General features: G+C 65.5%; 18 protein-coding genes. 14 read left to right on the top strand and 4 right to left on the bottom strand.

Features of this window, described 5'->3' with window-relative positions; all coding sequences use genetic code 11:
- The first annotated feature begins 30 nt into the window (after positions 1-30).
- The 3 genes from A3M7_RS0100975 to A3M7_RS0100965 all read left to right on the top strand — a co-directional run bounded on the left by A3M7_RS0100975 (position 31) and on the right by A3M7_RS0100965 (position 3,637).
- The gene (locus A3M7_RS0100975) at positions 31-213 is read left to right on the top strand and encodes a hypothetical protein (RefSeq protein ID WP_027542232.1); all 183 of its coding nucleotides are present in this window, start codon (positions 31-33) and stop codon (positions 211-213) included.
- Positions 214-512: 299 nt separating this feature from the next.
- Positions 513-1,718 (top strand): MFS transporter, encoded by a 1,206-nt coding sequence (locus tag A3M7_RS0100970; RefSeq protein WP_027542231.1) that lies wholly within the window; start codon positions 513-515, stop codon positions 1,716-1,718.
- Positions 1,719-1,918: 200 nt separating this feature from the next.
- On the top strand, positions 1,919-3,637 hold the full coding sequence (locus A3M7_RS0100965; protein WP_027542230.1) for an amidohydrolase family protein: 1,719 nt from the start codon (positions 1,919-1,921) through the stop codon (positions 3,635-3,637).
- A 206-nt stretch (positions 3,638-3,843) separates the two neighbouring features.
- On the opposite strand, the gene A3M7_RS0100960 is transcribed toward A3M7_RS0100965, so the two are convergent.
- On the bottom strand, positions 3,844-5,178 hold the full coding sequence (locus A3M7_RS0100960; protein ID WP_027542229.1) for an MFS transporter: 1,335 nt from the start codon (positions 5,176-5,178) through the stop codon (positions 3,844-3,846).
- A gap of 143 nt (positions 5,179-5,321) precedes the next feature.
- Between A3M7_RS0100960 and A3M7_RS0100955 the strand changes: the two genes are divergently transcribed.
- The 4 genes from A3M7_RS0100955 to A3M7_RS0100940 are packed head-to-tail and all read left to right on the top strand — an operon-like array spanning position 5,322 to position 9,920.
- A complete protein-coding gene (locus tag A3M7_RS0100955; protein WP_027542228.1) occupies positions 5,322-5,975 on the top strand; it encodes an ABC transporter ATP-binding protein in 654 nt (217 codons plus the stop codon).
- A complete protein-coding gene (locus tag A3M7_RS0100950; RefSeq protein WP_027542227.1) occupies positions 5,972-8,434 on the top strand; it encodes an FtsX-like permease family protein in 2,463 nt (820 codons plus the stop codon). The genes A3M7_RS0100955 and A3M7_RS0100950 overlap by 4 nt, the downstream gene beginning before the upstream one ends.
- Positions 8,424-9,506: a lipocalin-like domain-containing protein gene (locus A3M7_RS0100945; RefSeq protein ID WP_027542226.1), complete on the top strand. Its 1,083-nt coding sequence runs from the start codon at positions 8,424-8,426 to the stop codon at positions 9,504-9,506. Before A3M7_RS0100950 ends, A3M7_RS0100945 begins: the two co-directional genes overlap by 11 nt.
- Before the next feature lie 27 nt (positions 9,507-9,533).
- Positions 9,534-9,920, top strand: coding sequence for an MAPEG family protein (locus tag A3M7_RS0100940; protein WP_027542225.1), 387 nt, complete (start codon positions 9,534-9,536; stop codon positions 9,918-9,920).
- Positions 9,921-10,137: 217 nt separating this feature from the next.
- Here A3M7_RS0100940 and A3M7_RS0100935 read toward each other — a convergent pair whose 3' ends face one another.
- The 3 genes from A3M7_RS0100935 to A3M7_RS0100925 form a co-directional block, all read right to left on the bottom strand.
- A complete protein-coding gene (locus A3M7_RS0100935) occupies positions 10,138-11,331 on the bottom strand; it encodes an ABC transporter substrate-binding protein (protein WP_027542224.1) in 1,194 nt (397 codons plus the stop codon).
- Positions 11,332-11,615: 284 nt separating this feature from the next.
- A complete protein-coding gene (locus A3M7_RS0100930; protein WP_027542223.1) occupies positions 11,616-14,780 on the bottom strand; it encodes an efflux RND transporter permease subunit in 3,165 nt (1,054 codons plus the stop codon).
- Positions 14,777-15,994, bottom strand: coding sequence for an efflux RND transporter periplasmic adaptor subunit (locus A3M7_RS0100925; RefSeq protein ID WP_027542222.1), 1,218 nt, complete (start codon positions 15,992-15,994; stop codon positions 14,777-14,779). Before A3M7_RS0100925 ends, A3M7_RS0100930 begins: the two co-directional genes overlap by 4 nt.
- A gap of 554 nt (positions 15,995-16,548) precedes the next feature.
- On the opposite strand from A3M7_RS0100925, the gene A3M7_RS0100920 reads away from it, so the two are divergent.
- From A3M7_RS0100920 to A3M7_RS0100890, 7 genes are all read left to right on the top strand, one after another.
- Entirely contained in the window at positions 16,549-17,703 is a 1,155-nt protein-coding gene (locus tag A3M7_RS0100920; protein WP_027542221.1) for an iron-containing alcohol dehydrogenase, read from the top strand.
- Positions 17,704-17,721: 18 nt separating this feature from the next.
- The gene (locus A3M7_RS0100915; RefSeq protein WP_027542220.1) at positions 17,722-19,272 is read left to right on the top strand and encodes an AMP-binding protein; all 1,551 of its coding nucleotides are present in this window, start codon (positions 17,722-17,724) and stop codon (positions 19,270-19,272) included.
- Between the two features lie 358 nt (positions 19,273-19,630).
- Positions 19,631-21,229 (top strand): ABC transporter substrate-binding protein, encoded by a 1,599-nt coding sequence (locus tag A3M7_RS0100910; protein WP_027542219.1) that lies wholly within the window; start codon positions 19,631-19,633, stop codon positions 21,227-21,229.
- Between the two features lie 42 nt (positions 21,230-21,271).
- Positions 21,272-22,219: an ABC transporter permease gene (locus tag A3M7_RS0100905; protein WP_011083812.1), complete on the top strand. Its 948-nt coding sequence runs from the start codon at positions 21,272-21,274 to the stop codon at positions 22,217-22,219.
- A 143-nt stretch (positions 22,220-22,362) separates the two neighbouring features.
- Positions 22,363-23,256, top strand: coding sequence for an ABC transporter permease (locus A3M7_RS0100900; RefSeq protein WP_027542218.1), 894 nt, complete (start codon positions 22,363-22,365; stop codon positions 23,254-23,256).
- The gene (locus tag A3M7_RS0100895; protein WP_027542217.1) at positions 23,256-24,263 is read left to right on the top strand and encodes an ABC transporter ATP-binding protein; all 1,008 of its coding nucleotides are present in this window, start codon (positions 23,256-23,258) and stop codon (positions 24,261-24,263) included. The genes A3M7_RS0100900 and A3M7_RS0100895 overlap by 1 nt, the downstream gene beginning before the upstream one ends.
- Positions 24,260-25,246, top strand: coding sequence for an ABC transporter ATP-binding protein (locus A3M7_RS0100890; protein ID WP_027542216.1), 987 nt, complete (start codon positions 24,260-24,262; stop codon positions 25,244-25,246). The genes A3M7_RS0100895 and A3M7_RS0100890 overlap by 4 nt, the downstream gene beginning before the upstream one ends.
- Positions 25,247-25,462 lie beyond the last annotated feature (216 nt).

The raw sequence follows: 25,462 nt of genomic DNA, 5'->3' as shown, positions 1-25,462 counted from the left end.
CGGATGCAGCATCACCATCCGGGAGCAGCCATGGCCAAGATCGCCAACAAGACCGCCAAGCCGAGCGAGCCGCCCAAGACTGCCAGCGAGAAGCTGGCGGACAACAAGGCGAAGAAGCCGCTGCCGCGCGATCTCGACGACGACGATTACGAAGACGGCGACATCGCAACACCGAAGCGTGACCGGTACGGTCCCGATGACGAGCCGTTGTGAGGGGCCGGTCGGCGTGCGTTTGGCTGCACGCTCGCGCACAATCCTCCGCCGTCGTCCCGGCGAAGGCCGGGACCCATACCGCGTGATCCCTCGATTGTGATCGGTCGCAATACCGAACGACGAATCTTCGCCAAACTACGCCCTGTGGTTATGGGTCCCGGCCTTCGCCGGGACGACGATGTGGGGACACCCTGTGGTTCTTCACCCCCGCCCGCACTATCTGCCATGCGCCTGCGTTCATGGACAAATAACCGCTGTCCCCGATAGTTTGCGCTCCCCAAGGGAGTGAAACTACCGCAATGGTCGACGTTCTCGCCGCACCGCAGCAAGGCAAGGCGGACAGCGCGCTGCGCACGCTGACGGGAATCTCGATCGCGCATTGGGTCAGCCATTTCCATCTGCTGGTCCTGCCGATGCTGTTCCCGTTCCTGAAGGACCGGCTCGGCGTCGGCTATGTCGAGCTCGGCTTCGCGCTGACCACGCTTGCCGTCGTATCGGGCCTGACGCAGGCGCCGACCGGCTATCTCGTCGACCATTTTGGCGCGCGCAGGATCTTGCTGATCGGGCTCACGCTTGGCGGCCTCGCGCTGATCCTGCTCGGCCTGCATCTGAGCTACGCCTCGCTGATCGCCTGCGCCGTGCTGCTCGGGCTCGCCAACAGCGTCTATCACCCCGCCGACTATGCGATCCTCGCCGAGCACATGGACGAAGCGCGGATGGGCCGCGCCTTCTCGATCCACACCTTTGCCGGCTATCTCGGCGGCGCCGTGACGCCGGCGATCGTCGCCGCGCTGGTCACAATCTCCGGCGGCGTCGGTGCATTGATCGCATCGGGCGCGATCGCCATTCTGGTGGCGCTGCTGCTGGTGGCCATGGGCATCCCCGAGGCCGGCGCACACAAGAAAAAGCCGGGCAACGAAACCGCGCCGAAGCAGGCCGTGATCACGCCGGCGCTGATCACGCTGACTGCGCTGTTCATGATGCTCAGCCTTTCGGTCGCCGGCATCAACAATTTTGGCGTGGTGGCGCTGATGAGCGGCTACGGCGCCTCCTATTCGATCGCCAACGTCGCACTGACCGCGTTCCTCGCCGCCAGCGCCGCGGGCGTGCTCGCGGGCGGCTTCCTCGCCGACCACACCGAGCGTCACGGCTATGTCGCCGCCGCCTGCTTTGCCGCGAACGCGGCGATCGTGCTCTTGATCGCACTGGTGACGCTGCCCGGCTGGGCTTTGACCGCGACGATGATGGCGGCGGGCTTTCTCTCCGGCGTGATCGCGCCCTCGCGGGACATGCTGGTGCGCAACGCGGCTCCTGCCGGAGCGGCCGGCCGCGCCTTCGGCATCGTCTCCACCGGCTTCAATCTCGGCGGCATCGTCAGCCCGCTGCTGTTCGGCTGGATCATGGACCAGAGCGCGCCGCACTGGGTGTTCGGGGCGTCCGTGATCTTCATGGTGGCGACCGTGGTGCTGTCGCCGTTCACGGAACGGAAGCCTGCGAAGGCGTAGCTTGAGCGGCGGCCGCGCCACAAACTCAATCGTCGTCCCGGCGAAGGCCGGGACCCATAGCCACCGAAAGTAGTTGTGGGCGCGAGTTGGTCATTGCCAGTCTCCGCCAAACTAAAGGTCGTGGTTATGGGTCCCGGCCTTCGCCGGGACGACGAGTAGAGAGAACTGTGCGTAACAATAACAAACCGGGAAGAAACCTCATGACCAATCCTGATCTCGTGATCCGCGGCGGCACCGTCGCGGATGGAAGCGGCGGCGAATTGTTCGAAGCCGATGTCGCCATCACCGCCGGCAGGATCACGGAGGTCGGGAAGGTCTCCGGCAAAGGCAACGAGGAAATCGACGCGCGCGGCAAGCTGGTGACGCCGGGCTTCGTCGACGTCCACACCCATTACGACGGGCAGGTCACCTGGAGCCAGGACATCACGCCGTCGTCGCAAAACGGCGTCACCACTGCGATCATGGGCAATTGCGGCGTCGGCTTTGCGCCATGCAAGCCTGCCGACCACACCCGCCTGATCCAGCTGATGGAAGGCGTCGAGGACATTCCCGAGCCGGTGCTGAGCGCCGGCATTCCCTGGGCCTGGGAGAGTTTTCCGGACTACATGAACTGGCTGTCCAAACGCGATTTCGACATCGATGTCGGCGCGCAATTGCCGCATGCGGCGCTGCGGGTCTATGTGATGGGCGAGCGCGGCGCGCGCCGTGATCCCTCGACCGCGGAGGACAATGCCGCGATGGCCAAGCTCGCGGGCGAGGCGGTGCGTTCCGGCGCGCTCGGCTTCTCGACCTCGCGCACGCTCAATCACCGCACCTCGACCGGCGACTTCACGCCGACCTTGAAGGCCGGCGAGGACGAGCTCACCGCGATTGCAGGCGCGATGCATGCCGAGGGCCGCAGCGTGCTGCAATTCGTGCTCGATCTCTCCACCATCCACGAAGACCTGCCGATGATGCTGCGGGTGGCTGATGCCACGAAGTGCCCGATCTCCTTCTCGATCACGCAGAACGACAAGGCGCCGCAGCGCTGGCGCCAGACGCTGGACGAGATCAATGCCGCGGCCAAGCGCGGCCTCTCCATCACCGCGCAGATCGCGGCGCGCCCGGTCGGCCTGCTGCTCGGCCTCGAGCTGTCGCGCAATCCGTTCCAGACCCATCCGAGCTACGCGCGCATCGCGCATCTGCCGCTGAAGGAGCGGCTGGCGCGGCTGCATCGGAGCGAGGTGCGCCAGGCGATCCTGAGCGAGACGGCGACCGCGACCGACGATCCGCTGTTCTTCCGGCCCAACTACGACAAGATGTTCCTGCTCGGCGATCCCCCCGATTACGAGCAGCCGCCGGAGAACGCGCTCGGCCCGCAGGCGCGCAAGCAGGGACGGCGGCCCGAGGAGCTCGCCTACGACGCGATGCTGTCGGACGAAGGCCGCGGCATGCTCTACGTGCCGTTCCTCAACTATGCCGACGGCAATCTCGATGCGACGCGCGAAATGCTGATCGATCCGCAATCGGTGCCGGGCCTGTCCGACGGCGGCGCGCATTGCGGCATCATCTGCGATGCGAGCTTCCCGACCTATCTGCTGACGCACTGGACGCGCGACCGCACGCGCGGCGAGAAGCTCACGATCCCGTTCGTGGTCGCGGTGCAGTCACGCAAGACCGCGCTCTCGGTCGGCCTCACCGATCGCGGATTGATCGCGCCCGGCTACAAGGCCGACGTCAACGTGATCGACTATGACCGCCTACATCTGCATCCGCCGAAGGTGCATTACGATCTGCCGGTCGGCGGACGGCGGCTGTTGCAGGACGTCGACGGCTATGAGGCGACCATCGTGTCGGGCGTGGTGACGCGGCGGCAGGGCGAGGCAACGGGCCGCCGGCCGGGGAAGCTGATTCGTGGCGCGCAGGGAGTGGCTAGCTAGCGCGACGTTGCCTTATCTGAGGCGCGAAACCCGCGCCTCAATCCCAGTGTCGTCCCGGCGAAGGCCGGGACCCATACGCCGCAGCAATAGTTTTGCGAAGACTCGGAGTTACCCGCTTCGCCCCAAACCACTCCCTGTGGTTATGGGTCCCGGCCTTCGCCGGGACGACAGTTGTGGTTGGGGCGGGCAGCGCGCGCCAGCCAACCTTACGTCGGCGACACCACACCCTTCAGCGCCGCTGCCTTCGGGGCGGCACCGCGCGTCAGCCTGGCCTTTTCCGTGTTCGGCCAGAGCAGGAGCAGGCCGAGCAGGCCGGAGCCGACCATGATCACGGCGTTGATGGTGAAGCCGGTCATGTAGCCGTCGAGCATGCTGCCGGCGCGCTGGATCACGGTGCCCATCACGGCGGGCGCGATGATGCCCGAGAGCGTGTAGAGCGCGCCGTAGATCGCCAGGATCGCGCCGCGCTGCGACGACGGCGTGAACTCGCCGAGCATAGGCGGACAGACGACGTAGATCGCGCCGCACAGGCCCGTTCCGACCACGAGCAAGGCGAGCTGGAGGGCGGCGCCCTGAACATGCGGCATCGCCGCCAGGATCAGGCCGCCGACCATCAACGGGACCGAGCCGAGCACGCCGCGGGCGACGCGCGTGGTCGAGCCGCGGGCCATCATCAGTTGCGAGATCCAGCCCGTCAGGATGACGATGGTCGCGCCGAACACCCAGGGCAGGGTCGAAATCCAGCCGGCCTGGCTCTGCGAGAAGCCGAGGCCCTTGATGATGAAGGCCGTGAACCAGGTCAGCCCGAGCGACAGCGCCCAATAAGCCCCGAAGGTCGCCGCGACGCAGCCGATGAAGGTGCGCGAGGTGAGAAGCTGAAGATAGGGAATTTTCGCCTCGGTGGCGGCAAGGGCTCGCGTGTCCTCCAGCGGACCTTCCTTGCCGAGCGCGAGCCAGGCCGCGACCCAAATCAGGCCGACGACGCCGAGCGCGCCGAAGGCATAGTGCCAGGAATGATTGACGATGATCCAGTTCAGCGCGGGTACCGCCAGGATGACGCCGAAGGCCGAGCCTTGCGACAGGATCGCGGTCGGCAGCGTGCGCTTCTCGTCGGGGAACCATTTGTAGATGGCGTGCATCGCCACCGAAGCCGCCGGGCCTTCGCCGGCGCCCAGCACGATGCGGCAGATCAGCAGCGTGGTGAAGGAGACCGTGCCGACCATCGGAAACTGTGCCAGCGCCCAGACCACCGCGAGCGACAGCAGCACCCAGCGCGTCGGCACCTTGTTGACGATGAAGCCGACCACGATGGCCGAGATCGAGAACAGGAAGAAGAACGAGGAGCCGAGCAGGCCGAACTGCTCCGGAGTGAGCTTGAGGTCCGCCATGATCGGCACACCGGCGAGGCCGACGACGATCTTGTCGGCGAAGTTCACCAGCATGAAGAGAAACAGCAGAAAGGTGACCGTCCAGGCGCCCTTCGGTGTTTCCCCGGATGTCGTCGTCTTGCCCGCCACCATGGGCGTTCCCTGAGCGCTCATCGTTCTCCCCGTGTCTTTTTGGCAGTTTTTTGATTTGGCCGTTGTTGGAGCTAACAACGGCTTCGACGGCAACGCAACCCCGGCATTTCCGCGGCAGGTGTGCTACGCAGCATTTCCGTTAATTCCGTCCGGCGCCATTCATCGTGCTGAGCATCCGAAATCTCTCCAAGACGTTCTCCGCGGCCGCCGAACCGGTCCATGTGCTGCGCGGCGTCGACCTTGACCTCAAGGCCGGCGAACGCGTCGCGCTGACCGGCGAATCCGGCAGCGGCAAGAGCACGCTGCTGCACCTGATCGCCGGGCTCGATGCCGCCGACGGCGGCTCGATCCGGCTGGAGGACACCGAGGTCACCAAGCTGTCGGACGCGGGGCGCGCGAGCTTGCGGCGCGACCGGATCGGCCTCGTGTTCCAGCAGTACAACCTGATCCCGAGCCTGTCGGTCGCGGACAATCTGGCTTTCCAGGCGCGGATCGCCGGCCGGCATGACGCGGCCTGGTCCAGGGAGCTGGTCGAACGGCTCGGCCTCGGCACCCTCCTGACGCGCTATCCCGAGCAACTGTCCGGCGGCCAGCAGCAGCGCGTCGCGATCGGCCGGGCGCTGGCGACAAAACCCTCGCTGCTGCTCGCGGACGAGCCGACCGGCAATCTGGATGAAGCGACCGCCGAGGACGTGCTGGCGCTGACGCGCGACCTCGTCACGCGCACCGGCTGCGGCTTCCTGATGGTGACGCACAGCCTGCATCTGGCCGCTACGCTCGACCGCCACCTCACTCTGCATGCGGGGCGGATCACATGAAGCGCGCGCTGTGGGTCCTCGCGGTGCTCCTGAGCCACTGGCGGCGGCACCGGATGCAGTTCGCGACGCTTCTGATCGGGCTGATCGCCGCGACCGCGCTGTGGAGCGGCGTGCAGGCGATCAACCAGCAGGCCCGCAATGCCTATGACCGCGCCGCGGCGACGTTCGGCGGCGTGCGCACGGCGATGCTGGTCGCGCCTGATGCCGCGACCTTTTCGCAAGACCTGTTCGTCAAGCTCCGCCGCGCGGGCTGGCCGGTCTCGCCGGTGCTGGAAGGCCGCGTCCAGATCAACGGACGCTCGGTGCGGCTGCTCGGCATCGAGCCGGTCACGCTGCCGGTGGATGTCGGCAATGCGCCACGCCTTGGTGCCTCGGATTTGAGCAGCTTCGTCGCGCCGCCCGGCCGGACGCTGGTGGCGAAGGAGACGCTGAGCGATTTGCAGGAGCAGGAAGGCGCGGCGCCGCCGATCAGCAGCGGCGCTAAGCTGCCGCCACTGCACGTGCAGCCGCAACTCGTGCCCGGCGTACTGGTCGTAGATATCGGCGTCGCGCAGAAGCTGCTGAACAAGCCGGACCAGGTGTCTCGCCTCCTGATCGGCAAGCCGAAGGGCAAGCCCGCGCCGCTGGCGAGCGTCGTCGGCGACCGGCTGCAACGCGTCGAGCCGAATGCAGAGACGGAGCTGGAGCGCCTCACCGACAGTTTTCATCTCAACCTCACCGCCTTCGGCCTGTTGTCGTTCTTCGTCGGCCTCTTCATCGTCAACTCGGCCGTCGGGCTCGCCTTCGAGCAGCGGTTGCCGATGCTGCGCACGTTGCGGGCCTGCGGCGCCTCGGCGCGCCTGGTCAATACGGTGCTGGTGATCGAGCTGGTGGCGCTGGCGCTGTTCGCCGGACTGATCGGGCTCGTCTGCGGCTATTTCATCGCGGCTGCGCTGTTGCCCGACGTCGCGGCGTCGCTGCGCGGGCTTTATGGCGCGCAGATCCCTGGGCAGCTCACGCTGCGGCCCGAATGGTGGCTCGCCGGCATTGGCATCAGCGTTGCCGGCGCGCTTGTTGCGGCGGCGACCAGCCTGATCAAGGCGATCCGGATGCCGGTGCTGGCCACGGCGCAGCCGTACGCCTGGCAGCAGAGGCAGCGCCGCTGGCTGATCCTGCAAAGCATTGCGGCGTGCATGGTGTTCGCGGTCGCGCTGCTGCTGCTTCACTATGGCGAGTCGCTGATCGCAGGCTTTGGCGTGCTGGCGGCGCTGATGCTGGGCGCGGCACTGATCCTGCCGGCCTTCCTCGACATCATCCTGCGCGTGGGCCAGCGCGCAGCGCGAGGACCGCTCGCTCTGTGGTTCTGGGCGGACAGCCGGCAGCAGCTCTCCGGGCTGTCGCTGGCGCTGATGGCGTTGTTGCTCGCCCTCGCCGTCAATGTCGGCGTCTCCACCATGGTGGAAACGTTCAGCCGCACTTTTGTCGGCTGGCTCAACGGACGGCTCGCGGCCGACGTCTACATCAGCGCCTCCGACAATGCGCAAGGCGTCGCGATCAGGAACTGGCTGAAGGAGCGCAGCGAGGTTCAAGCCATTCTCTCGGGCGGCCGCGCCGAGACGCAAGTTCAGGGCCAGCCGGTGGAGCTGTTCGGCCTGCCCGATCACGCACTCTATCGCGAGCGCTGGCCGCTGCTGGAGACCGCGCCGCGCGCCTGGACCCGGCTCGTGCCTGGCAATGCCGCCTTCATCAGCGAGCAGCTGAGCCGCCGCCTGAATGTTCGCGTCGGCGACGTCGTCGAGGTGCCCGCGCCGGGCGGCACCTGGGAGCTCGACATCGTCGGCATCTATGCCGATTACGGCAATCCCAAGGGACAGCTCGCCGTGAATGTCGCGGCGCTGATCCGGCAATTCCCGCAGACGCCGCAGACGCGGATCGGGCTCATTGTCCCACGAGACAAGATTCCGGGCCTGATCGCGGCCTTGCAGAAGCAGTTTGCGCTCGACGACCGCAGCGTCGCCGACCAGGCGACGGTGAAGGCGGAGTCGATCCGCATCTTCAACCGCACCTTTGCGGTGACATCGGCGCTGAATGCCTTCACGCTCGGTGTGGCCGGCATCGCGCTGCTGACCAGCCTCTTGACGCTGGCCAACTCCCGCCTGCCGCAACTCGCGCCGCTGTGGGCGGTCGGCATCACGCGGCCACGCCTCGCCGCGATCGAATTGACCAAGACGCTATCGGTAGCGCTGTTCACATCACTATTGGCCGTGCCGCTCGGGCTGCTCGTGGCGTGGTGCCTGATCGCGATCGTCAATGTGAAGGCGTTCGGCTGGCGGCTGCCGTTCCATGTGTTTCCGCTGCAAATCGTCGAGCTGGTCGCGGTCGCGCTGGTCGCCTCGCTGCTTGCCGCAGCGCTGCCGGTCGCGCGGCTGGCGCGGATGCAGCCGGCAAACCTCGTCAAGGTGTTTGCCAATGAGCGCTGACAAGATCTCGCGGCGCGCGTTTGCCGGCGGCATTGCCGCGCTCGCTCTTGCGCGCCGCGCCGGCGCGCAGGGTTATGCCGGGCTCGGCGAGACCGCCGACGGCTTTGCGAAGGTCACGCCGGGGAAGACGTTCACGTTTCCCGCCGATCACGGACCGCATCCGGAGTTTCGCATCGAGTGGTGGTATCTCACGGCGAACCTCGTCGATAGCCGAGGCGCGGCTTGCGGCCTGCAATGGACGCTGTTCCGCCAGGCGGCGCAGCCGGGACCGCAAGGGGAAGGCTGGGCCAATCAGCAAATCTGGATGGCGCATGCGGCGGTGACGCGCGCCGACACCCATCGCTTCAACGAGCTGTTTTCGCGCGGCGGGATCGGGCAGGCCGGCGTCACGGCACAGCCGTTCGCGGCGTGGATCGACGATTGGGAGATGAAGGGTCTTGAGCGCACCGACGATCGCACACTGGCGCCGCTGACGCTGAAGGCCTCCGGCCCCGATTTCAGTTATGCGCTCACGTTGGAAGCCGATCGTGCGGTCGCATTGCAGGGCGATGGCGGCTTCAGCCGCAAGTCCGAGCGCGGCCAGGCCTCCTACTATTACAGCCAGCCGTTCTACCGCGCGCGCGGCACGCTCGCCATCGACGACAAGCCGGTCGATGTGTCGGGGCAGGCCTGGATGGACCGCGAGTGGAGCAGCCAGCCGCTCGACGCCGACCAGACCGGCTGGGATTGGCTGTCGCTGCATCTTGCATCCGGCGACAAGCTGATGCTGTACCGGCTGCGGCAGAAGGACGGCAAGGACTATCCGTTCGGCAACTGGATCACCGCTACCGGCAGCACGCAGATGATCGCGGGTAGCGACATCCAGATGATTCCGAAGGCAACGGCGGAGGTCGCGGGACGCAAGCTGCCGGTGGAGTGGCAGATCGCGATCCCCTCGCGCTCGTTCTCGATTTCCTGCAAGCCGCTCAATCCAGGGGCCTGGATGGGGACTGGCTTCTCCTATTGGGAAGGGCCGATCAGCTTTGCCGGCACGCATGACGGTGTTGGCTATCTCGAGCTGACCGGGTATTGAAGCGCGACCTCTTCAAGGAAGCGAGCGATGTATCACCTCACCGCCCTCGTCACGCTGCTGGCGATTGCATTTTACCTCTTCACCTGCATCAACGTGTCAAGCTCGCGCACCAAGACCGGCGTCAAGGTGCCGGCGATGTCGGGCCATCCGGATTTCGAGCGCGCCTTCCGTATCCAGATGAACACGCTGGAATGGATGCCGATTGTCCTGCCCTCGCTCTGGCTGTTCGCGATCTACATCAGCGACGCCGTCGCAGCCGGGATCGGCGCGATCTGGATCATCGGCCGCATCGTCTATTTCATCGGCTATTCGAAGGCCGCCGCAAAGCGCGGCCCGGGCTTCCTGATCCAGGGCATCGCAGCCATTGCGCTGTGGGTGGGGGCGATTGGGGCGGTGGTGTTGCGGATAGTGTGAGGTCGGGGCTGCGGCCATAAATTCCGCTGTCGTCCCGGACAAGCGCGCCCTAGGCGCGCGCCGATCCGGGACCCATAACCACAGGGAGTGGTTTGGCGCAAGCTGGTAACTCCGAGTCCCCGTAGCCATGTCGGCCTGTGGCTATGGGTCCCGGATCTGCGCTCCGCTTCGCTGCGCTTGTCCGGGACGACACTGAGTTATTGGCGCGGTCCCCGCCTCACTTCGTCAGCGGGCAGCCGCTGTCCTTGGCGGTAAAGAACGCCTTGTCGCCGGGGACGGTGGCGAGCAGCTTGTAATAGTCCCAGGGCTTCTTCGACTCCGCGGGCTTCTTGACCTCGAACAGATACATGTCGTGGACCATGCGGCCGTTCGCGAGCACCTTGCCGCCTTGCGCGAAGTCGTCGTCAACAGGCAGCTCCTTCAGCTTCTTGGCGACGGCTTCCGGATCCTTGGTGCCGGCGGCCTTGACCGCCTTGAGATAGCTGAGCGTCGCCGAATAGGTGCCGGCGTGGATCATGCTCGGCATCCGTCCGGTGCGCTTGAGGAAGCGTTCGCCGAGATTGCGGGTCTTGTCGTTGAGATCCCAGTAATAGCCCTCGGTCAGCACCAGGCCTTGCGCGGCCTGCAGGCCGAGGCCGTTCACCTCGGCGAGCGTCATCAGGAGGCCGGCGAGCTTCTGGCCGCTGGCGACGATGCCGAACTCGGATGCCTGCTTGATCGAGTTGGTGGTGTCGAGACCGGCATTGGCAAGGCCGACGATCTTCGCCTTGGAGCTCTGCGCCTGCAGCAGGAAGGAGGAGAAGTCCGAGGAATTGAGCGGCACGCGCACGGAGCCGACCACCTTGCCGCCATTGGCCACGACGATCTCGCTGGTGTCCTTCTCCAGCGCGTAGCCGAAGGCGTAGTCCGCGGTGAGGAAGAACCAGGTGTCGCCGCCGGCCTTGGTCAGCGCACCGCCGGTGCCGACGCCGAGCGCGTGCGTGTCATAGGCCCAGTGGAATCCGTAGGGCTGGCAGGCATCGCCGGTGAGGCGCGAGGTCGCGGCGCCCACCACGATGTCGATCTTCTTCTTTTCCTTGGAGAGCTCGTGGATCGCGAGCGCGACGGAAGAGGTCGTCAGCTCCGTGATCATGTCGACGTTCTCGACGTCGTACCAGCGCCGCGCGATCGAGCTCGCCAGATCCGGCTTGTTCTGGTGGTCGGCGGTGACGAGCTCGATCTTCTGGCCGAGCACCTCGCCGCCAAAGTCCTCGATCGCCATCTTGGCGGCTTCGACCGACCATTTGCCGCCGTAATCGGCATAGACGCCGGACTGGTCGTTGAGGATGCCGATCTTGACGCCTTGCGCGGAGGCCGGCGCTGCCAGCAACAGGGCCGAGGCTGCGACGGCGGCGAGAAGGGCTGATTTCATGTGTTGGCTCCAGCAGTGTTCTGTTTTGAAATCTCGCGGATACTAGTGAAGAACCCCGGCAATGCCCATCCATTGCGTGTTGGTCGTTAGTATGAAGGGGCGGTGCGTACCGAACAAATGGTGTCGTCCCGGCGAACGCCGTGACCCATAGCCACAGGATTGGGTTTTGCGAAGACTCGTGGTTGCCGGGTTCGCGCCACAACTACTCCCTGGGGTTATGGGTCCCGGCGTTCGCCGGGACGACACCAGGGGTGTTGATGCGCTGGTGGCCACACGAACTACCGTCAGCCAACGGCCTTCGGCTTCCCGTCGTTCTTCCCCTCGGCCAGGTTCCGCACCACCACATAGAAGATCGGCGTGAACAGAAGGCCGAACAGGGTGACGCCGATCATGCCGAAGAACACGGCGACGCCGACGGCCTGGCGCATCTCCGAGCCGGAGCCGCTCGAGATCACCAGCGGCAGCACGCCGAGGATGAAGGCGAAGGACGTCATCAGGATCGGCCGCAGGCGCAATCGACAAGCGTCGATCACGGCCTCGAGCCGCGGTTTGCCTTCGAGCTCGATGTCGCGCGCGAACTCCACGATGAGGATCGCGTTCTTCGCCGCCAAGCCTACCAGCACGACGAAGCCGATCTGGGTGAGGATGTTGACGTCCTGGCCCATGATGCGCACGCCGATGGTCGCCGCGAGCAGGCACATCGGCACGATCAGGATCACCGCGAACGGCAGGGTCCAGCTGCCATATTGCGCGGCGAGCACGAGGTAGACGAACAGCACGCAGATCGGGAACACCAGCAGGCCGGCATTGCCGCCGGTGATTTGCTGGTAGGAGAGGTCGGTCCATTCGAAGGTGAAGCCGCTCGGCAAGGTATCGTCCGCGAGCTTCTTGACGGTGTTGAGCGCCGTGGTCGAGCTCACGCCCGGCGCCGGCTCGCCCTGGAGCTCGGACGCGGCATAGAGATTGTAGCGCGCGACGCGATCGGGGCCGGAGACGTCCTTGAACTCGACGACGCTGCCGAGCATCACCATGTCGCCCGAGGCATTGCGCGTGCGCAGCCGCGAGAGATCGCTGGGCTCCTTGCGGAACGGGAAATCGGCCTGCGCGGTGACGTGATAGGTACGGCCGAACAGGTTGAAGTCGTTGACATAGGTCGATCCGAAATAGGTCTGGATCGTGTCGTTGATGTTGGCGATGGGCACGCCGAGCTTCTGTGCCTTGGTGCGGTCGATGTCGACGAACAGCTGCGGCGTGTTGGCTGAGAACGGCGAGAACACCGTCGGAGCGAGCAGCAAGGGCGATTTGCGGGCCGCGGCGACGAGCTCGTCGGTGGCCGCGGCGAGCAGTTCAGGCCCGCGACCCTGGCGGTCCTGGATTCGGATGGTGAAGCCGCCGCCGGTGCCGATGCCGGGCACGGCCGGCGGCGGAATCACGATGATGAAGGCACCCTGGATCACGGCGAGGCGCTTGCGCAGCTCGCCGGTGATGGCATTTGCGGTCAGCCCCTTCTTCAGCCGCACCTCGGGCTCGTCGAACACCGGGAACAGCGCGGCCGCATTGCCGGACTGCGTACGCGTGGCGCCGGAGAAGCCGGCGAAAGCAGCGACGCGGATGATGCCCGGTGTATCCAGCGAGATCCGTTCGATCTCGCGCACGACCTCCGTGGTGCGCGCCAGCGAGGCCGCGCCGGGCAATTGCACGGAGATGATGACGTAGCCGCGATCCTGCGCCGGGATGAAGCCCTGCGGCGTGGTCACGATCAGCCAGCCCGCACTGCCGATCAGCACGACATAGATCAGGATCATCACCACCGAGTGCCGGATCACGAAATTCGCAAGGCCGGCATAGCTATGCGCCAGCCGGTCGAACACGCGGTTGAACACACCGGTGAAGGCATTCCAGCCGCGCGCGATAACATTCCAGCTCGCCGGCGGCCGCTTCTCTTCATGCGGGGTGAGAATCTGCGAGGCCAGCGCCGGCGACAGCGTCAGCGAGCAGAAGCAGGAGATCGCGGTCGCGACCGCAATGGTGACGGCAAATTGCTGGAAGAACTGCCCGGAAAGGCCACCGATGAATGCAGTCGGAACGAACACCGCGCACAGCACCAGCGCGATCGAGACCAGCGCGCCGCCGACCTCTTCCATGGTCTTGAGCGCGGCATCGCGCCGGCTCAGGCCGTGCTCGAGATGGCGCTCCACATTCTCCACCACCACGATGGCGTCGTCGACCACGATACCGACCGCGAGCACGAGGCCGAACAGCGTGAGGTTGTTGATGGAGAAGCCCAGCGCCGCCATCACCGCGAAGGTGCCGACCAGCGACACCGGGATCGCGATGATCGGAATGATCGCGGGTCGCCATCCCTGCAGGAACACCAGCACCACGACGACCACGAGCAGCATGGCCTCGTAGATGGTCTTGATCAGCTCATGGACGGACTGCGCGATGAATTCGGTCGGGTTGTAGCCGATATTGTAATCGAGGCCTTTCGGAAAACTCTCCTTGAGCCTCGTCATCGTGTCGGAGATGTGTTTGGCCGTCGCGAGCGCGTTCGATCCCGGCCGCTGCGTCACCAGCATCGCGACCGCCGACTTGCGCAACAGGAAACTGTTGGTGGAATACGCCAGCGCCCCGAGCTCGATGCGGGCGACGTCGCGCAGGCGCACCGTGCGGCCGTCGGAGCCGGCCTTGATCAGAATGTCCTCGAACTGCTTCTGGTCCTTCAGGCGGCCGGTGAAAACGAGATTGGGCTGGAAGGCGCGGTCGGCGATCGGCGGCTCGGCGATCTGGCCGCCCGCGATCTGCACGTTCTGGGCACGTATTGCCGCCAGCACCTCGGTCGAGGTCAGGCCGAGATTGGCGATCCGGTCCGGATCGAGCCACAGCCGCATCGAATAGTCGCGCGCACCAAAGATCTGGATGTCGCCGACGCCGTCGATCCGGAGCAGCTGGTCACGGACCTGGAGCAGCGCGTAGTTGGAGATGTAGAGCTGGTCGAAGCTGTCGTCGGGCGACAGCATGAACACGACCATCAGGATGTCGGGCGAGTTCTTGCGGGTGACGACGCCGTTGCGCTGCACTTCGTCCGGCAATTGCGGCTGTGCGATCGCGACGCGGTTCTGCACCAGCACCTGCGCCTTGTCGAGGTCGGTGCCGAGCTTGAAGGTGACGGTGATCGTCAGCTGTCCGTTCGAGGTCGCCTGGCTGTAGAGATACAGCATGTCCTCGACGCCGTTGATCTGCTGCTCGATCGGAGCTGCGACCGTGTCGGACACGGTCTGCGCGGAGGCGCCGGGATATTGCGTGGTGACGACGACCGTCGGCGGCACCACTTGCGGATATTCGGAGACCGGCAGCGTGGTGTAGGCCAGCGCACCGACGATCAGCAGCACGATCGACAGCACCATCGCCAGGATGGGCTGGTTGATGGAGAGACGGCCAAGATTCATGACTTGTCACCGGGCTTGCCGCCGGCCGGCGCTGGCGCGGGAGACGGCGCCACCTTGGCGCCGACGCGGGCGCGCTGGATGCCGTTGACGATGACGCGGTCGTCCGCCTTCAAGCCTTCGCGGATCACGCGCAGGCCGTCGTCGATCGGCCCAAGCACCACGGGACGCGCTTCCACGGTGTCATCAGGCTTGACCACGAACACGATCTTGCGGGACTGGTCGGTCGCAACGGCGACATCCGGGATCAGCAGCGCCTCATAGGGCGCGCTGCCGATCAGCCGGACGCGGCCGAACTGGCCGGGCAGGATCGACAGATCGGTGTTCTTGATCACGGCGCGGCTGCGCAGGGTCCCGGTGGAGACATCGAGGCGGTTGTCGAGGAAGTTGATGGTGCCCTCATGCGAGGGCTTGGTTTCGCCGGCCAGCGTCACCTGCACAGGATTCGCCGTATCGCGCGAGCTCGGGCGCTTACCTTCGAACCACAGCTTGCTGTATTTGATGAACGTCGTCTCATCCATGTCGAAATAGACGTAGATCGGATCGAGCGCGACGATCGAGGTGAGCAGCGTCGAGGTGCCGGTATCGCTGCCCTGCACGAGATTGCCGGGGCTGACGAGATGGCGGCCGACGCGGCCCGTGAGGGGCGCGGTCACATGGGTGAATTCGATGTTGAGCTTGGCAGCCTTCAGCGCGCCCGCGGCCTGCACTTCCGCCGCGTGCGCGGCCTGCAGGGCCTGCCGGCGCTGGTCGACGACCTGCTCGGAGACGGCGCTGGTCTGCACCAGGTTGAGGCCGCGGTCGAGCTCGCGCTTGGCAAGCTCCACCTTGGCGCGCGCATCGGAGAGTTGGCCGTCCGCCTGCTCCGCCACCGCCTCGAACGGACGCGGGTCGATGACATAGAGCAGATCGCCCTGGTGCACGATGGCGCCGTCCTGGAATTCGACGGAGTTGACGAAGCCGCCGACGCGGGGACGCACCTGCACCTCCTCGACCGCCTCGAAGCGGCCGGTGAATTCGTCCCAATCGGTGACGGTGCGCTTGACCGGCTGCGCGACCGTCACCGGCGGAGGCGGCGGCGCGGAGGCTTGCGAGGCCGGCTGTCCGCAACCGGTGAGCGCGAACGCCGCGGCGAGAAGGCCGGCGATGGCGTAAGGCCGCGGCCGAACGAAATCGTGCGTTTTGACAAATTGCTCGCTTCCATCCGGTTCGCTCATCCCAGGTCCTCGCATAAAAGCCGCAGAAAACGCAGGGTACGCGCCTACCCGCGGGGGACACAAGATGGGCTGCCATAATGAAATCTTCAAGACGATGGCTCACGCAATGCTCGGCGAGAGGACCTAGCCGGATGATGGGTTGACAGGGAGAGATGGCAGCAGGCGCGAGGGTCGGATTGAGCTCGCGTAAGACTGGTGATGAAGGAGCGACGTTCCCACCCTCCCCTGGAGGGCAGGGCAATCGCATTTAAGGCCGTTGCTCTGCGGCCCATCCTTCGAGACGCCCGCCTTTGGCGGGCCCTCAGGACGAGGACGGAGTGCGCGGCAGCAATTTCGACCGGCAAAGATGCCGCTCAGCCTCATCCTGAGGAGACCGCGGAGCGGTCGTCTCGAAGGACGAGGCGTGCGCTCAGGCCCCCCCGCCAAGAAGTCACATGCAGCCCTCCCTGGAGGGGAAGGATAAGAGTTGCGCCAGCGTCTTCGCACATGACGGATGCCGGCCGCTCGGCTAGATTACGCTACAAGAACAAGACGAATTGTCCGGGAGGACAGGCGTGCACAAGGGACGTGTCGTTTACGGCGCGATCGAGGAGGTCGTCTTTGGCCATCCTGCGGCAGGCGCCATCGTCGCGCAGATGGACCGGCTCGGGACGCGCCGTGCCTTCCTGATGGTCTCCGGCACGCTGAACCGGCAGACCGACGAAATCGAGAAGATCAGAGAGGCGCTGGGCGCACGCTGTGCGGGCGTGTTCGACGCCATGCCGGCGCACACGCCGCGCGAGGCGGTGATCGCAGCCACCAATGCGGCGCGCGAGGTGGGCGCCGATCTGATCGTCACGGTCGGCGGCGGCTCGATCACCGACGGGGCCAAGGCGGTGCAGCTCTGCCTTGCCAACGGCATCGACGATATCGACGGCATCGAGCGCATCCGCGTGCACAAGGGCGTCGCACCGGAGATGAACGCGCCGGCCGTGCGCCAGATCAGCGTGCCGACGACCATTGCCGGCGGCGAATTCAGCTCGATCGCGGGCGTGACCGACCGCAGCACGCATGTGAAACAGATGCTGCGGCATCCGCTCACCGTGCCGCGCGCGACCATTCTCGATCCCGCCATCACCGTGCACACGCCGGAATGGCTGTTCCTGTCCACCGGCATCCGCGCCGTGGACCATTGCGTCGAGGCGATCTGCTCGCGCGAGACGCACCCTTATGCCGACGCGCAATCGGTCAAGGGTCTTGCCATGCTCGCCGACGCGCTGCCGCGGGTGAAGGCCGATCCTGCCGACCTCGACGCGCGGATGGATGCGCAGATCGGCACCTGGCTGTCGATGGGTGCGCTTGCGGCCGGCGTGCCGATGGGTGCGAGCCATGGCATCGGCTACGTGCTGGGCGCGGCCTTCGACGTGCCGCACGGCTACACCTCCTGCATCATGCTGCCGGCGGTGATGCGCTGGAACGCGCGCGACAATGCCGAGCGCCAGATGATCGTGGCTGCCGCCATGGGCTTTCCCGGCCACAACGCCGCCGATGTGCTCGATGCCTTCATCCGCTCGCTCGGCATGCCGCGGAGCCTTGCGGACGTGCGCGTCTCTCCGGAGCATTTCGACGCCATCGCCGAACAGGCGATGCGCACGCCCTGGGTGCCCCGCAACCCGCGCAAGATCGACGGCCCCGCGCAGTTGCGCGAAATCCTGCTTCTCGCCGCATAACCTCAAGCCGGAGGATCGATGTACACTGGTCACCATGCCCGCCTGCGTCCGCTCCAGCCCGCCTTCATCATGGCCGCGACCGGCGAGACCGTCACCTATCGCGAGCTGGAGGCGCGTAGCAACCGCCTGGCGCATCTGTTCCGCAAGCACGGCTTGAAGCGGCTCGACCATTATTCGATCTTCATGGAGAACAATTCCCGCTATCTCGAGGCCTGCGGCGCCGGCGAGCGGTCCGGGCTGTACTACACCTGCATCAACTCCTTCCTGACGCCGGGCGAGTTCGCCTATCTCCTCGTCAACAGCCAGTCCAAGATCCTGATCACCTCCGTGGCGAAGCTCGACATCGCGCGCGAGGCGATCAAGGCCTGCCCCGATATCAAGCTCTGTATCGTCGCCGACGGCCCCGGTGAGAGTGACCGCATCGTCGGCCTTGCCGAGGTGACCGCCGATCTGCCGAAGGCGCCGATCGCGGATGAATGGCTGGGCACGGCCATGCTCTACTCGTCCGGCACGACGGGACGGCCGAAGGGCATCCTGCGGCCGCTGCCGGAGGAGCCGCCGAAACACAATCTGCCGCTGTTCGATTTCCTGACGAAGCTCTGGCACTACCGCGAGGGCATGGTCTATCTGTCGCCGGCGCCGCTCTATCACTCCGCGCCGCAAGCCGCCGTGAACCTCACGATCCGCATGGGCGGCACCGTCATCATCATGGAGACGTTCGACCCCGAGCGCTATCTCGAGCTCGTCGAGCGGTGGGGCATCACGCACACCCAGCTGGTGCCGACGATGTTCTCGCGCATGCTGAAGCTGCCTGAGGAGGTGCGAAAGCGCTACGACCTGTCCTCGCTCGAGATCGCGATCCACGCCGCGGCGCCCTGCCCGGCCCTCGTCAAGGACGACGTCATCAAATGGTGGGGGCCGATCATCCACGAATATTACGGCGCGACCGAGGGCCTCGGCTTCACCGCCTGCGACAGCGAGGAGTGGCTCGCCCATCGCGGCACCGTCGGCAAGGTGCTGCTGGGCGACCTCCACATTCTCGATGAGAACATGCGGGAATGCCCGACCGGCACGCCCGGCCAGGTGTGGTTCAAGACCGCCTCGCCCTTCGAATATTTCAACGATCCGGAGAAGACCAGGGAGGCGCGCTCCGCCGACGGCAGCATGAGCACGGTCGGCGACGTCGGCTATGTCGATGCCGATCGCTTCCTCTACCTCACCGACCGCGCCACCTTCATGATCATCTCGGGCGGCGTGAACATCTATCCGCAGGAATGCGAAAATCTGCTGATCACCCACCCGAAGGTCGCCGATGCCGCCGTGTTCGGCGTGCCCAATCCCGATCTCGGCGAAGAGGTGAAGGCGGTGGTGCAGCCGATGCCGGGCGTGGTGCCGGGCGAAACCCTCGCCGAGGAGCTAATCGCCTTCTGCGGGGCGTCGCTGTCGCGGCAGAAGGTGCCGCGCTCGGTCGATTTCGAGAAGGAACTGCCGCGCCTGCCGACGGGCAAACTGTACAAGCGGTTGCTAAGGGACCGGTACTGGGGGAACAAGGCGTCGCGGATTGTGTGAGGCCTTCAGCAATCGTACGCACTCGCCGTCGTCCCGGCGAAAGCCGGGACCCATACCGCGTGATCTATCGATTGTGATAGGTAGCAGTACCGAACAACTTTCTTCGCCAAACTGTTCCCTGGGGATATGGGTCCCGGCCTTCGCCGGGACGACGGCGGAGTTTGTTGCGATAGTCGAGCCCAACGCCTGCGCAGGAACCGGCGCCCCTACTTTCACATCGTGAGAGAAAAGCCCCTGCGGCCTTCCGTCATCCGAATTGTCGAGAGCGCCGCCACCCTTGCCGGTTGCCTCGCTGCGAGGGCCTCGCTATCGTCGCTTCAAACAGGCCGAAAAAGGCTGTTGTCCAGGGAGGACGAGGATGCGGAGCGTGCGGGCGCTCGCCGCAACGGCGGCGCTATCTTTGCTGGCGTTTTCGACCATCGCATTGGCCGGCGGGCCCAAGCAGGGCGGAATTCTGCGGATGTATCACCGCGACAGCCCCGGCAACGCCTCGATCCACGAAGGCGCGACCTACTCGCTCAACGTTCCCTTCATGCCCGTGTTCAACAACCTCGTCATCTACAAGCAGGACGTGGCGCAGAACAGCATGGATACCATCGTGCCGGAGCTCGCGGAGAGCTGGGCCTGGGTGAACGACAACAAGACGCTGACCTTCAAGCTGCGCCAGGGCGTCAAATGGCACGACGGCAAGCCGTTCACCTCGGCGGACGTCAAATGTACCTTCGACATGCTGATGGGCAAGTCGCAGCAGAAGTTCCGGCAGAATCCCCGAAAATCCTGGTACGACCAGGTCAGCGACATCTCGACCAACGGCGATCTCGAGGTCTCGTTCAATCTGAAGCGGCCGCAGCCGTCACTGCTGGCGCTGCTCGCCTCGGGCTATACGCCCGTGTACCCGTGCCACGTCTCGCCCGGTGACATGCGCACGCATCCGATCGGAACCGGCCCGTTCAAATTCGTCGAGTTCAAGGCCAATGAATCGATCAAGCTGACCCGCAATCCCGACTATTGGCGCGAGGGCCGGCCCTATCTCGACGGCATCGAGTTCACCATCATCCCGAACCGCTCGACGGCGATCCTCGCTTTCGTCGCCGGCAAGTTCGACATGACATTCCCGACGCACATCACCATCCCGCTGCTGAAGGATGTGAAATCCCAGGCAGCAAATGCCGTTTGCAAGGTCGAGCCTACCAATGTCTCGACCAACATCATCGTCAATTCGACCGCGCCGCCGTTCGACAATATCGAAATCCGCCGCGCCATGGCGATGTCGCTCGACCGCAAGGCCTTCGTATCGATCCTGTTCGAGGGCCAGGCCGACATCGGCGGCACCATGCTGCCGGCGCCGAACGGGCTGTGGGGCATGCCGAAGGAGATGCTGGAGAGCATTCCGGGCTATGGTCCCGACGTGAACGCCAACCGCGAGGAGGCGCGCAAGCTGATGCAGAAGGCGGGCTACGGTCCGGACAAGCATCTCGCGGTCAAGGTCTCGACCCGCAACCTCGCCGAATATCGCGATCCCGCGGTGATCCTGATCGACCAGCTCAAGAGCATCTATATCGACGGCGAGCTCGACGTCGTCGAGACGGCGAACTGGTTCCCGAAAGTCGCACGCAAGGACTACATGCTCGGCCTCAACCTGACCGGCAACGCCGTGGACGATCCCGACCAGTCGTTCTACGAGAACTATTCCTGCGGTTCCGAGCGGAACTACACCAACTATTGCAACAAGGAGATCGAAAAGCTGTTCGAGGTGCAGTCGCAGGAGACCGACATCGCCAAGCGAAAGAAACTGGTGTGGGACATCGACAAGAAGTTGCAGGAGGACGTCGCGCGCCCGATCATCTTCCATGCGCGCGCGGGCACCTGCTGGCAGCCCTATGTCAAGGGCGTCACCGTGATGTCGAACAGCTCCTACAACGGCTACCGCTACGAGGACGTGTGGCTCGACAAGTAGCGCGGCCGACGGGCGGCTAACGGCTCGACGGGAGAGCGCAAAATGTTTGCCTATCTGGTGCGGCGCCTGTTTCTGATGCTCGTGACCCTGTTCGGGATCTCGGTCGTCATCTTCTTCCTGCTGCGCATCGTGCCCGGCAACATCGTCGACATCCTGTTTGCCGCGGCCGGCTATGTCGATCCCGCCGACAAGGCCAATCTGGAGAAGGAGCTCGGCATCGACCAGCCGCTGGTGGTGCAATATTGGCACTGGATCAGCGGCTTCCTGCGCGGCGATTTCGGCTACTCCTATGTCTCCGAGAAGCCGGCGCTTCAGGAGATCCTGCCGCGGATCCCGATCACGGCGCGGCTCGCCGGCCTGGCGCTGCTGTTTTCGGCGTCCATCGGCATTCCCCTGGGCGTCATCAGCGCGGTGAAGCAGGGAACGCGGCTCGACTACGCGCTGCGGGTCGTGAGTCTGTCCGGCCTGTCGCTGCCGTCATTCTGGCTCGGGCTGCTGGTCCTCACGGCGTCGGTGGCGATGTTCGGCCAGATGCCGCTCTTCAATCCGAATCCCCAGAGTTTTGGCGAGGCGGTCGCAACCTATTGCATCCCGGCGATGGTGGTCGGATTCCGCAGTTCGGCACTGACCATGCGCATCACCCGCTCCTCGATGCTGGAGGTGCTGCGGCAGGATTACATCCGCACCGCGCGCGCCAAGGGCGCATCCGATGCCGCGGTGAACTACCAGCATGCGCTGAAGAACGCGATCCTGCCCGTCATCACCGTGATCGGCATCGAGGCGGCGTTCCTGATCGGCGGCCTGATCGTCACCGAGACCGTGTTCAACATCCCCGGCGTCGCACGCTTCCTGGTCGAGGCGATCCGCTGGCGCGATTATCCGATCGTGCAGAACCTCGTGATGCTGATCGCCGTCGTGGTGGTGAGCGCGAATTTCATCGTCGACATGCTGTATGCGGTGTTCGACCCGCGTATCCGGTACACGGATTAGTCGCATGATCATCACTCATACAGCGTTCGCGCGTTCGGGTGAGAGGGAGCCTCCGCGAGTCTCGCTGTCACCTCCCCCGCTGAAAGCCCCCCTCACCCCAACCCTCTCCCCGCAGGCGGGGAGAGGGGGGAGATAGAGCTTGCATGGCCACGATCGACTATGATCTTGAACTCAGACGTGCCGGCGTGCATGCGACCGGGGGGTGGCGGCGCGTGCTGTTTCTGGCGCAGCGGCATGTGCTGGGCGCTGCGGGGCTCGTCATCATGACGGCGTTCGTCCTCACGGCGATCTTCGCCGATTTCATCGCACGCTACGATCCGCTGACGATCGACTCCGCCCGCGCGCTGGCCCGCCCGAGCCTGACGCACTGGATGGGTACGGATTCCTTCGGCCGCGACGTCTTCAGCCGCATCATCCATGGTGCACGCATCTCCCTTGCCGTCGGCATCGGCTCGACCGCGCTCGGCGGCACGATCGGCGTCATCGTCGGGCTGACGTCCGGTTATCTCTCCGGCTGGGTCGATCTGGTGTTCCAGCGTGTCTCTGACGTTCTTCAGGCGCTTCCATTGCTGGTCCTGGCACTGATCATGACTGCCGCACTTGGTCCGTCCTTGCCGAACGTCATCATCGCCATCGCCATTCCGCTGATCCCGACCGTGTCGCGCGTCATTCGCGCCAACACGCTGGCGCTGCGCGAACTGCCCTTTATCGAATCTGCCAGGTCGATCGGCATGAGCGACGTGCGCATCGCGCTCCGCCATGTGCTGCCGAACACGCTGGCGCCACTGATCGTGCTCGCCACCGCGCAGCTCGGCTCGACGATCCTGACCGAAGCCTCGCTCTCCTTCCTCGGCCTCGGCATTCCCGAGCCTTATCCGTCCTGGGGCCGCATGCTGTCGGAATCCGCGGCCGAATATGCCCGCACCGCGCCGTGGCTGGTGATCTTCCCGGGCATCGCCATCAGCCTCGCCGTGTTCGGCGCCAATCTGTTCGGCGACGCCCTCCGCGACATCCTCGATCCCCGGCAGCGCAGTTGATGGCTGATAAATCCGATCTCGTGCTCGAAGTGAAGAACCTGAAGACGGTGTTCTTCACGAACTCCGGTCTCTTCAAGGCCGTCGACGACGTCTCCTTCACGGTCAAGCGCGGCGAGACGCTGGCGATCGTCGGCGAGTCCGGCTGCGGCAAGAGCGTCACCGCGCTGTCGCTGATGCGGCTGGTGCCCGATCCTCCCGGCCGCATCGTCGGCGGCACCGTCACGCTCGAGGGCACCGACCTGCTGGCGCTGGATGAGGCACAGATGCGCGCCGTCAGGGGTAACCGCATCTCCATGATCTTCCAGGAGCCGATGACGTCGCTCAATCCCGTCATGCGGATCGGCGACCAGATCGTCGAAGCCGTGCGGCTGCACCGGGCGATGTCGGCCAAAGAAGCCTGGAACATCGCAGTCGAGATGCTGCGGCTGGTGCGGATTCCGGAACCGGCGCGGCGCGCGCGGGAATATCCGCACCAATTGTCCGGCGGCATGCGCCAGCGCGCGATGATCGCGATGGCGCTGGCCTGCCGGCCCGCGCTGCTGATCGCGGACGAGCCGACCACTGCGCTGGACGTCACCATCCAGGCGCAGATCCTGGCGCTGATCCTCGACCTCCAGAAGGAGCTCGGCACCGGGCTCGTGCTGATCACCCATGATCTCGGCGTCGTCGCGCAGACCGCGCAGCGCGTGATCGTGATGTATGCGGGCCGGAAGGTCGAGGAAGCCAGCGTCGAGGCGCTGTTCGCCGATCCCAGACACCCCTATACGCGCGGGCTGATGGCCTCGATTCCGTCGGTGCCGGCGTCCGGCGCCGCGACGCAGGCGCGGCTCAACGAAATTCCCGGCACGGTGCCGTCGCTGGTGCGGCTGCCGCCAGGCTGCGCTTTCGCGCCGCGCTGCAAGCTCGCGGTGAAGCGCTGCCAGGACGAATATCCGCCGCTCATGGATTGGGGCGGAGGGCATCTTGCCGCCTGCTGGCGCGCGGCTGACGTCGCGGAGGTCGCATGACCGAAGCGCTGCTCGAAGTCACCGACCTCACGAAGCATTACCCGGTGCGCGCCGGCGTGTTGCGCAGGCAGGTCGGCACCGTGCACGCGGTGGACGGCGTCTCGTTCGCGGTTGGTGTCGGCGAAACACTGGGGCTGGTCGGCGAATCCGGCTGCGGCAAGTCGACGGTGGCGCGCAGCGTGCTGCGGCTAGTCGAACCGACCTCCGGACAGATCCGTCTCGGGGGCGAGGACATCACGCATCTTTCCAAGGCGGCGCTGCGCCCGCACCGCCGCTCGATGCAGATCGTGTTCCAGGACCCGTTCGCCTCGCTCAATCCACGCATGACCGCGGGCGACATCGTCGGCGAGCCGCTGGCCGTGCATGGGCTTGCGACCGGCAAGGCGCTGGAGGCGCGCACCGCAAAACTGTTCGAGCAGGTGGGCCTGCGGCCCGACCAGATGCGCAATTTCCCGCATCAGTTCTCCGGCGGCCAGCGCCAGCGCATCTGCATCGCACGGGCGCTGGCGCTGGGGCCGCGCCTGATCGTCTGCGACGAGCCAGTCTCCGCGCTCGACGTCTCGATCCAGGCGCAGGTGATCAATCTGCTGATCGATCTCCAGCGCCAGCACGGCTTCTCCTACCTCTTCATCGCCCACGACCTCGCCGTGGTCGCCCATATCAGCCATCGCGTCGCCGTGATGTATCTCGGCCGCATCGTCGAGATCGCCAGCAAGGACGAGCTGTTCAGGAATCCGCGGCATCCCTACACGCAGGCCCTGCTCGCCTCCGTGCCGGTTGCCAACCCGCTCGCGAAGAAGCTCGCGCCGCTGGTCGATGGCGACGTGCCGAGCCCGGTCAATCCACCGTCAGGCTGCGCGTTCCACACCCGCTGCCGGTTTGCGATGGACCGATGCAAGATCGAGCGGCCGGCGCTGATGGTTGCGGGCGCCGGACATCAGGTGGCGTGTTTGCTGAATGAGGGGACGGGGCGAGGACAATAATTCCGCCGTCGGACCCATAACCCCAGGGAGAAGTTGCCGCGCGAGCTGGCAACTCCGAGTCTTCGCCAAACCCAATCCTGTGGTTATGGGTCCCGGCCTTCGCCGGGACGACGGGTTGGGTTTGAGGCGAAACCGCTTCCACATCGTCATTGCGAGCGCAGCGAAGCAATCCAGACTATCGCCGCGGAGAGATTCCTGGATTGCTTCGCTGCGCTC

Source organism: Bradyrhizobium sp. WSM2254, from assembly GCF_000472645.1.
GTDB classification, from domain to species: domain Bacteria; phylum Pseudomonadota; class Alphaproteobacteria; order Rhizobiales; family Xanthobacteraceae; genus Bradyrhizobium; species Bradyrhizobium niftali.
The sequence above is the reverse complement of the archived record's forward strand: the minus strand, read 5'-3'. Positions and strand labels throughout refer to the sequence as shown.

What these genes read in the sequence shown, in the direction of transcription:
- A3M7_RS0100950 (WP_027542227.1), top strand. Translation starts at nt 5,972, where the DNA reads ATGAAGCGCGCGCTGTGGGTCCTCGCGGTGCTCCTGAGCCACTGGCGG.
- A3M7_RS0100930 (WP_027542223.1), bottom strand. Translation starts at nt 14,780, where the DNA reads ATGAATCTTGGCCGTCTCTCCATCAACCAGCCCATCCTGGCGATGGTG.
- A3M7_RS0100890 (WP_027542216.1), top strand. Translation starts at nt 24,260, where the DNA reads ATGACCGAAGCGCTGCTCGAAGTCACCGACCTCACGAAGCATTACCCG.
- A3M7_RS0100925 (WP_027542222.1), bottom strand. Translation starts at nt 15,994, where the DNA reads ATGAGCGAACCGGATGGAAGCGAGCAATTTGTCAAAACGCACGATTTC.
- A3M7_RS0100970 (WP_027542231.1), top strand. Translation starts at nt 513, where the DNA reads ATGGTCGACGTTCTCGCCGCACCGCAGCAAGGCAAGGCGGACAGCGCG.
- A3M7_RS0100945 (WP_027542226.1), top strand. Translation starts at nt 8,424, where the DNA reads ATGAGCGCTGACAAGATCTCGCGGCGCGCGTTTGCCGGCGGCATTGCC.
- A3M7_RS0100915 (WP_027542220.1), top strand. Translation starts at nt 17,722, where the DNA reads ATGTACACTGGTCACCATGCCCGCCTGCGTCCGCTCCAGCCCGCCTTC.
- A3M7_RS0100940 (WP_027542225.1), top strand. Translation starts at nt 9,534, where the DNA reads ATGTATCACCTCACCGCCCTCGTCACGCTGCTGGCGATTGCATTTTAC.
- A3M7_RS0100935 (WP_027542224.1), bottom strand. Translation starts at nt 11,331, where the DNA reads ATGAAATCAGCCCTTCTCGCCGCCGTCGCAGCCTCGGCCCTGTTGCTG.
- A3M7_RS0100900 (WP_027542218.1), top strand. Translation starts at nt 22,363, where the DNA reads ATGGCCACGATCGACTATGATCTTGAACTCAGACGTGCCGGCGTGCAT.
- A3M7_RS0100960 (WP_027542229.1), bottom strand. Translation starts at nt 5,178, where the DNA reads ATGAGCGCTCAGGGAACGCCCATGGTGGCGGGCAAGACGACGACATCC.
- A3M7_RS0100975 (WP_027542232.1), top strand. Translation starts at nt 31, where the DNA reads ATGGCCAAGATCGCCAACAAGACCGCCAAGCCGAGCGAGCCGCCCAAG.
- A3M7_RS0100965 (WP_027542230.1), top strand. Translation starts at nt 1,919, where the DNA reads ATGACCAATCCTGATCTCGTGATCCGCGGCGGCACCGTCGCGGATGGA.
- A3M7_RS0100895 (WP_027542217.1), top strand. Translation starts at nt 23,256, where the DNA reads ATGGCTGATAAATCCGATCTCGTGCTCGAAGTGAAGAACCTGAAGACG.
- A3M7_RS0100905 (WP_011083812.1), top strand. Translation starts at nt 21,272, where the DNA reads ATGTTTGCCTATCTGGTGCGGCGCCTGTTTCTGATGCTCGTGACCCTG.
- A3M7_RS0100910 (WP_027542219.1), top strand. Translation starts at nt 19,631, where the DNA reads ATGCGGAGCGTGCGGGCGCTCGCCGCAACGGCGGCGCTATCTTTGCTG.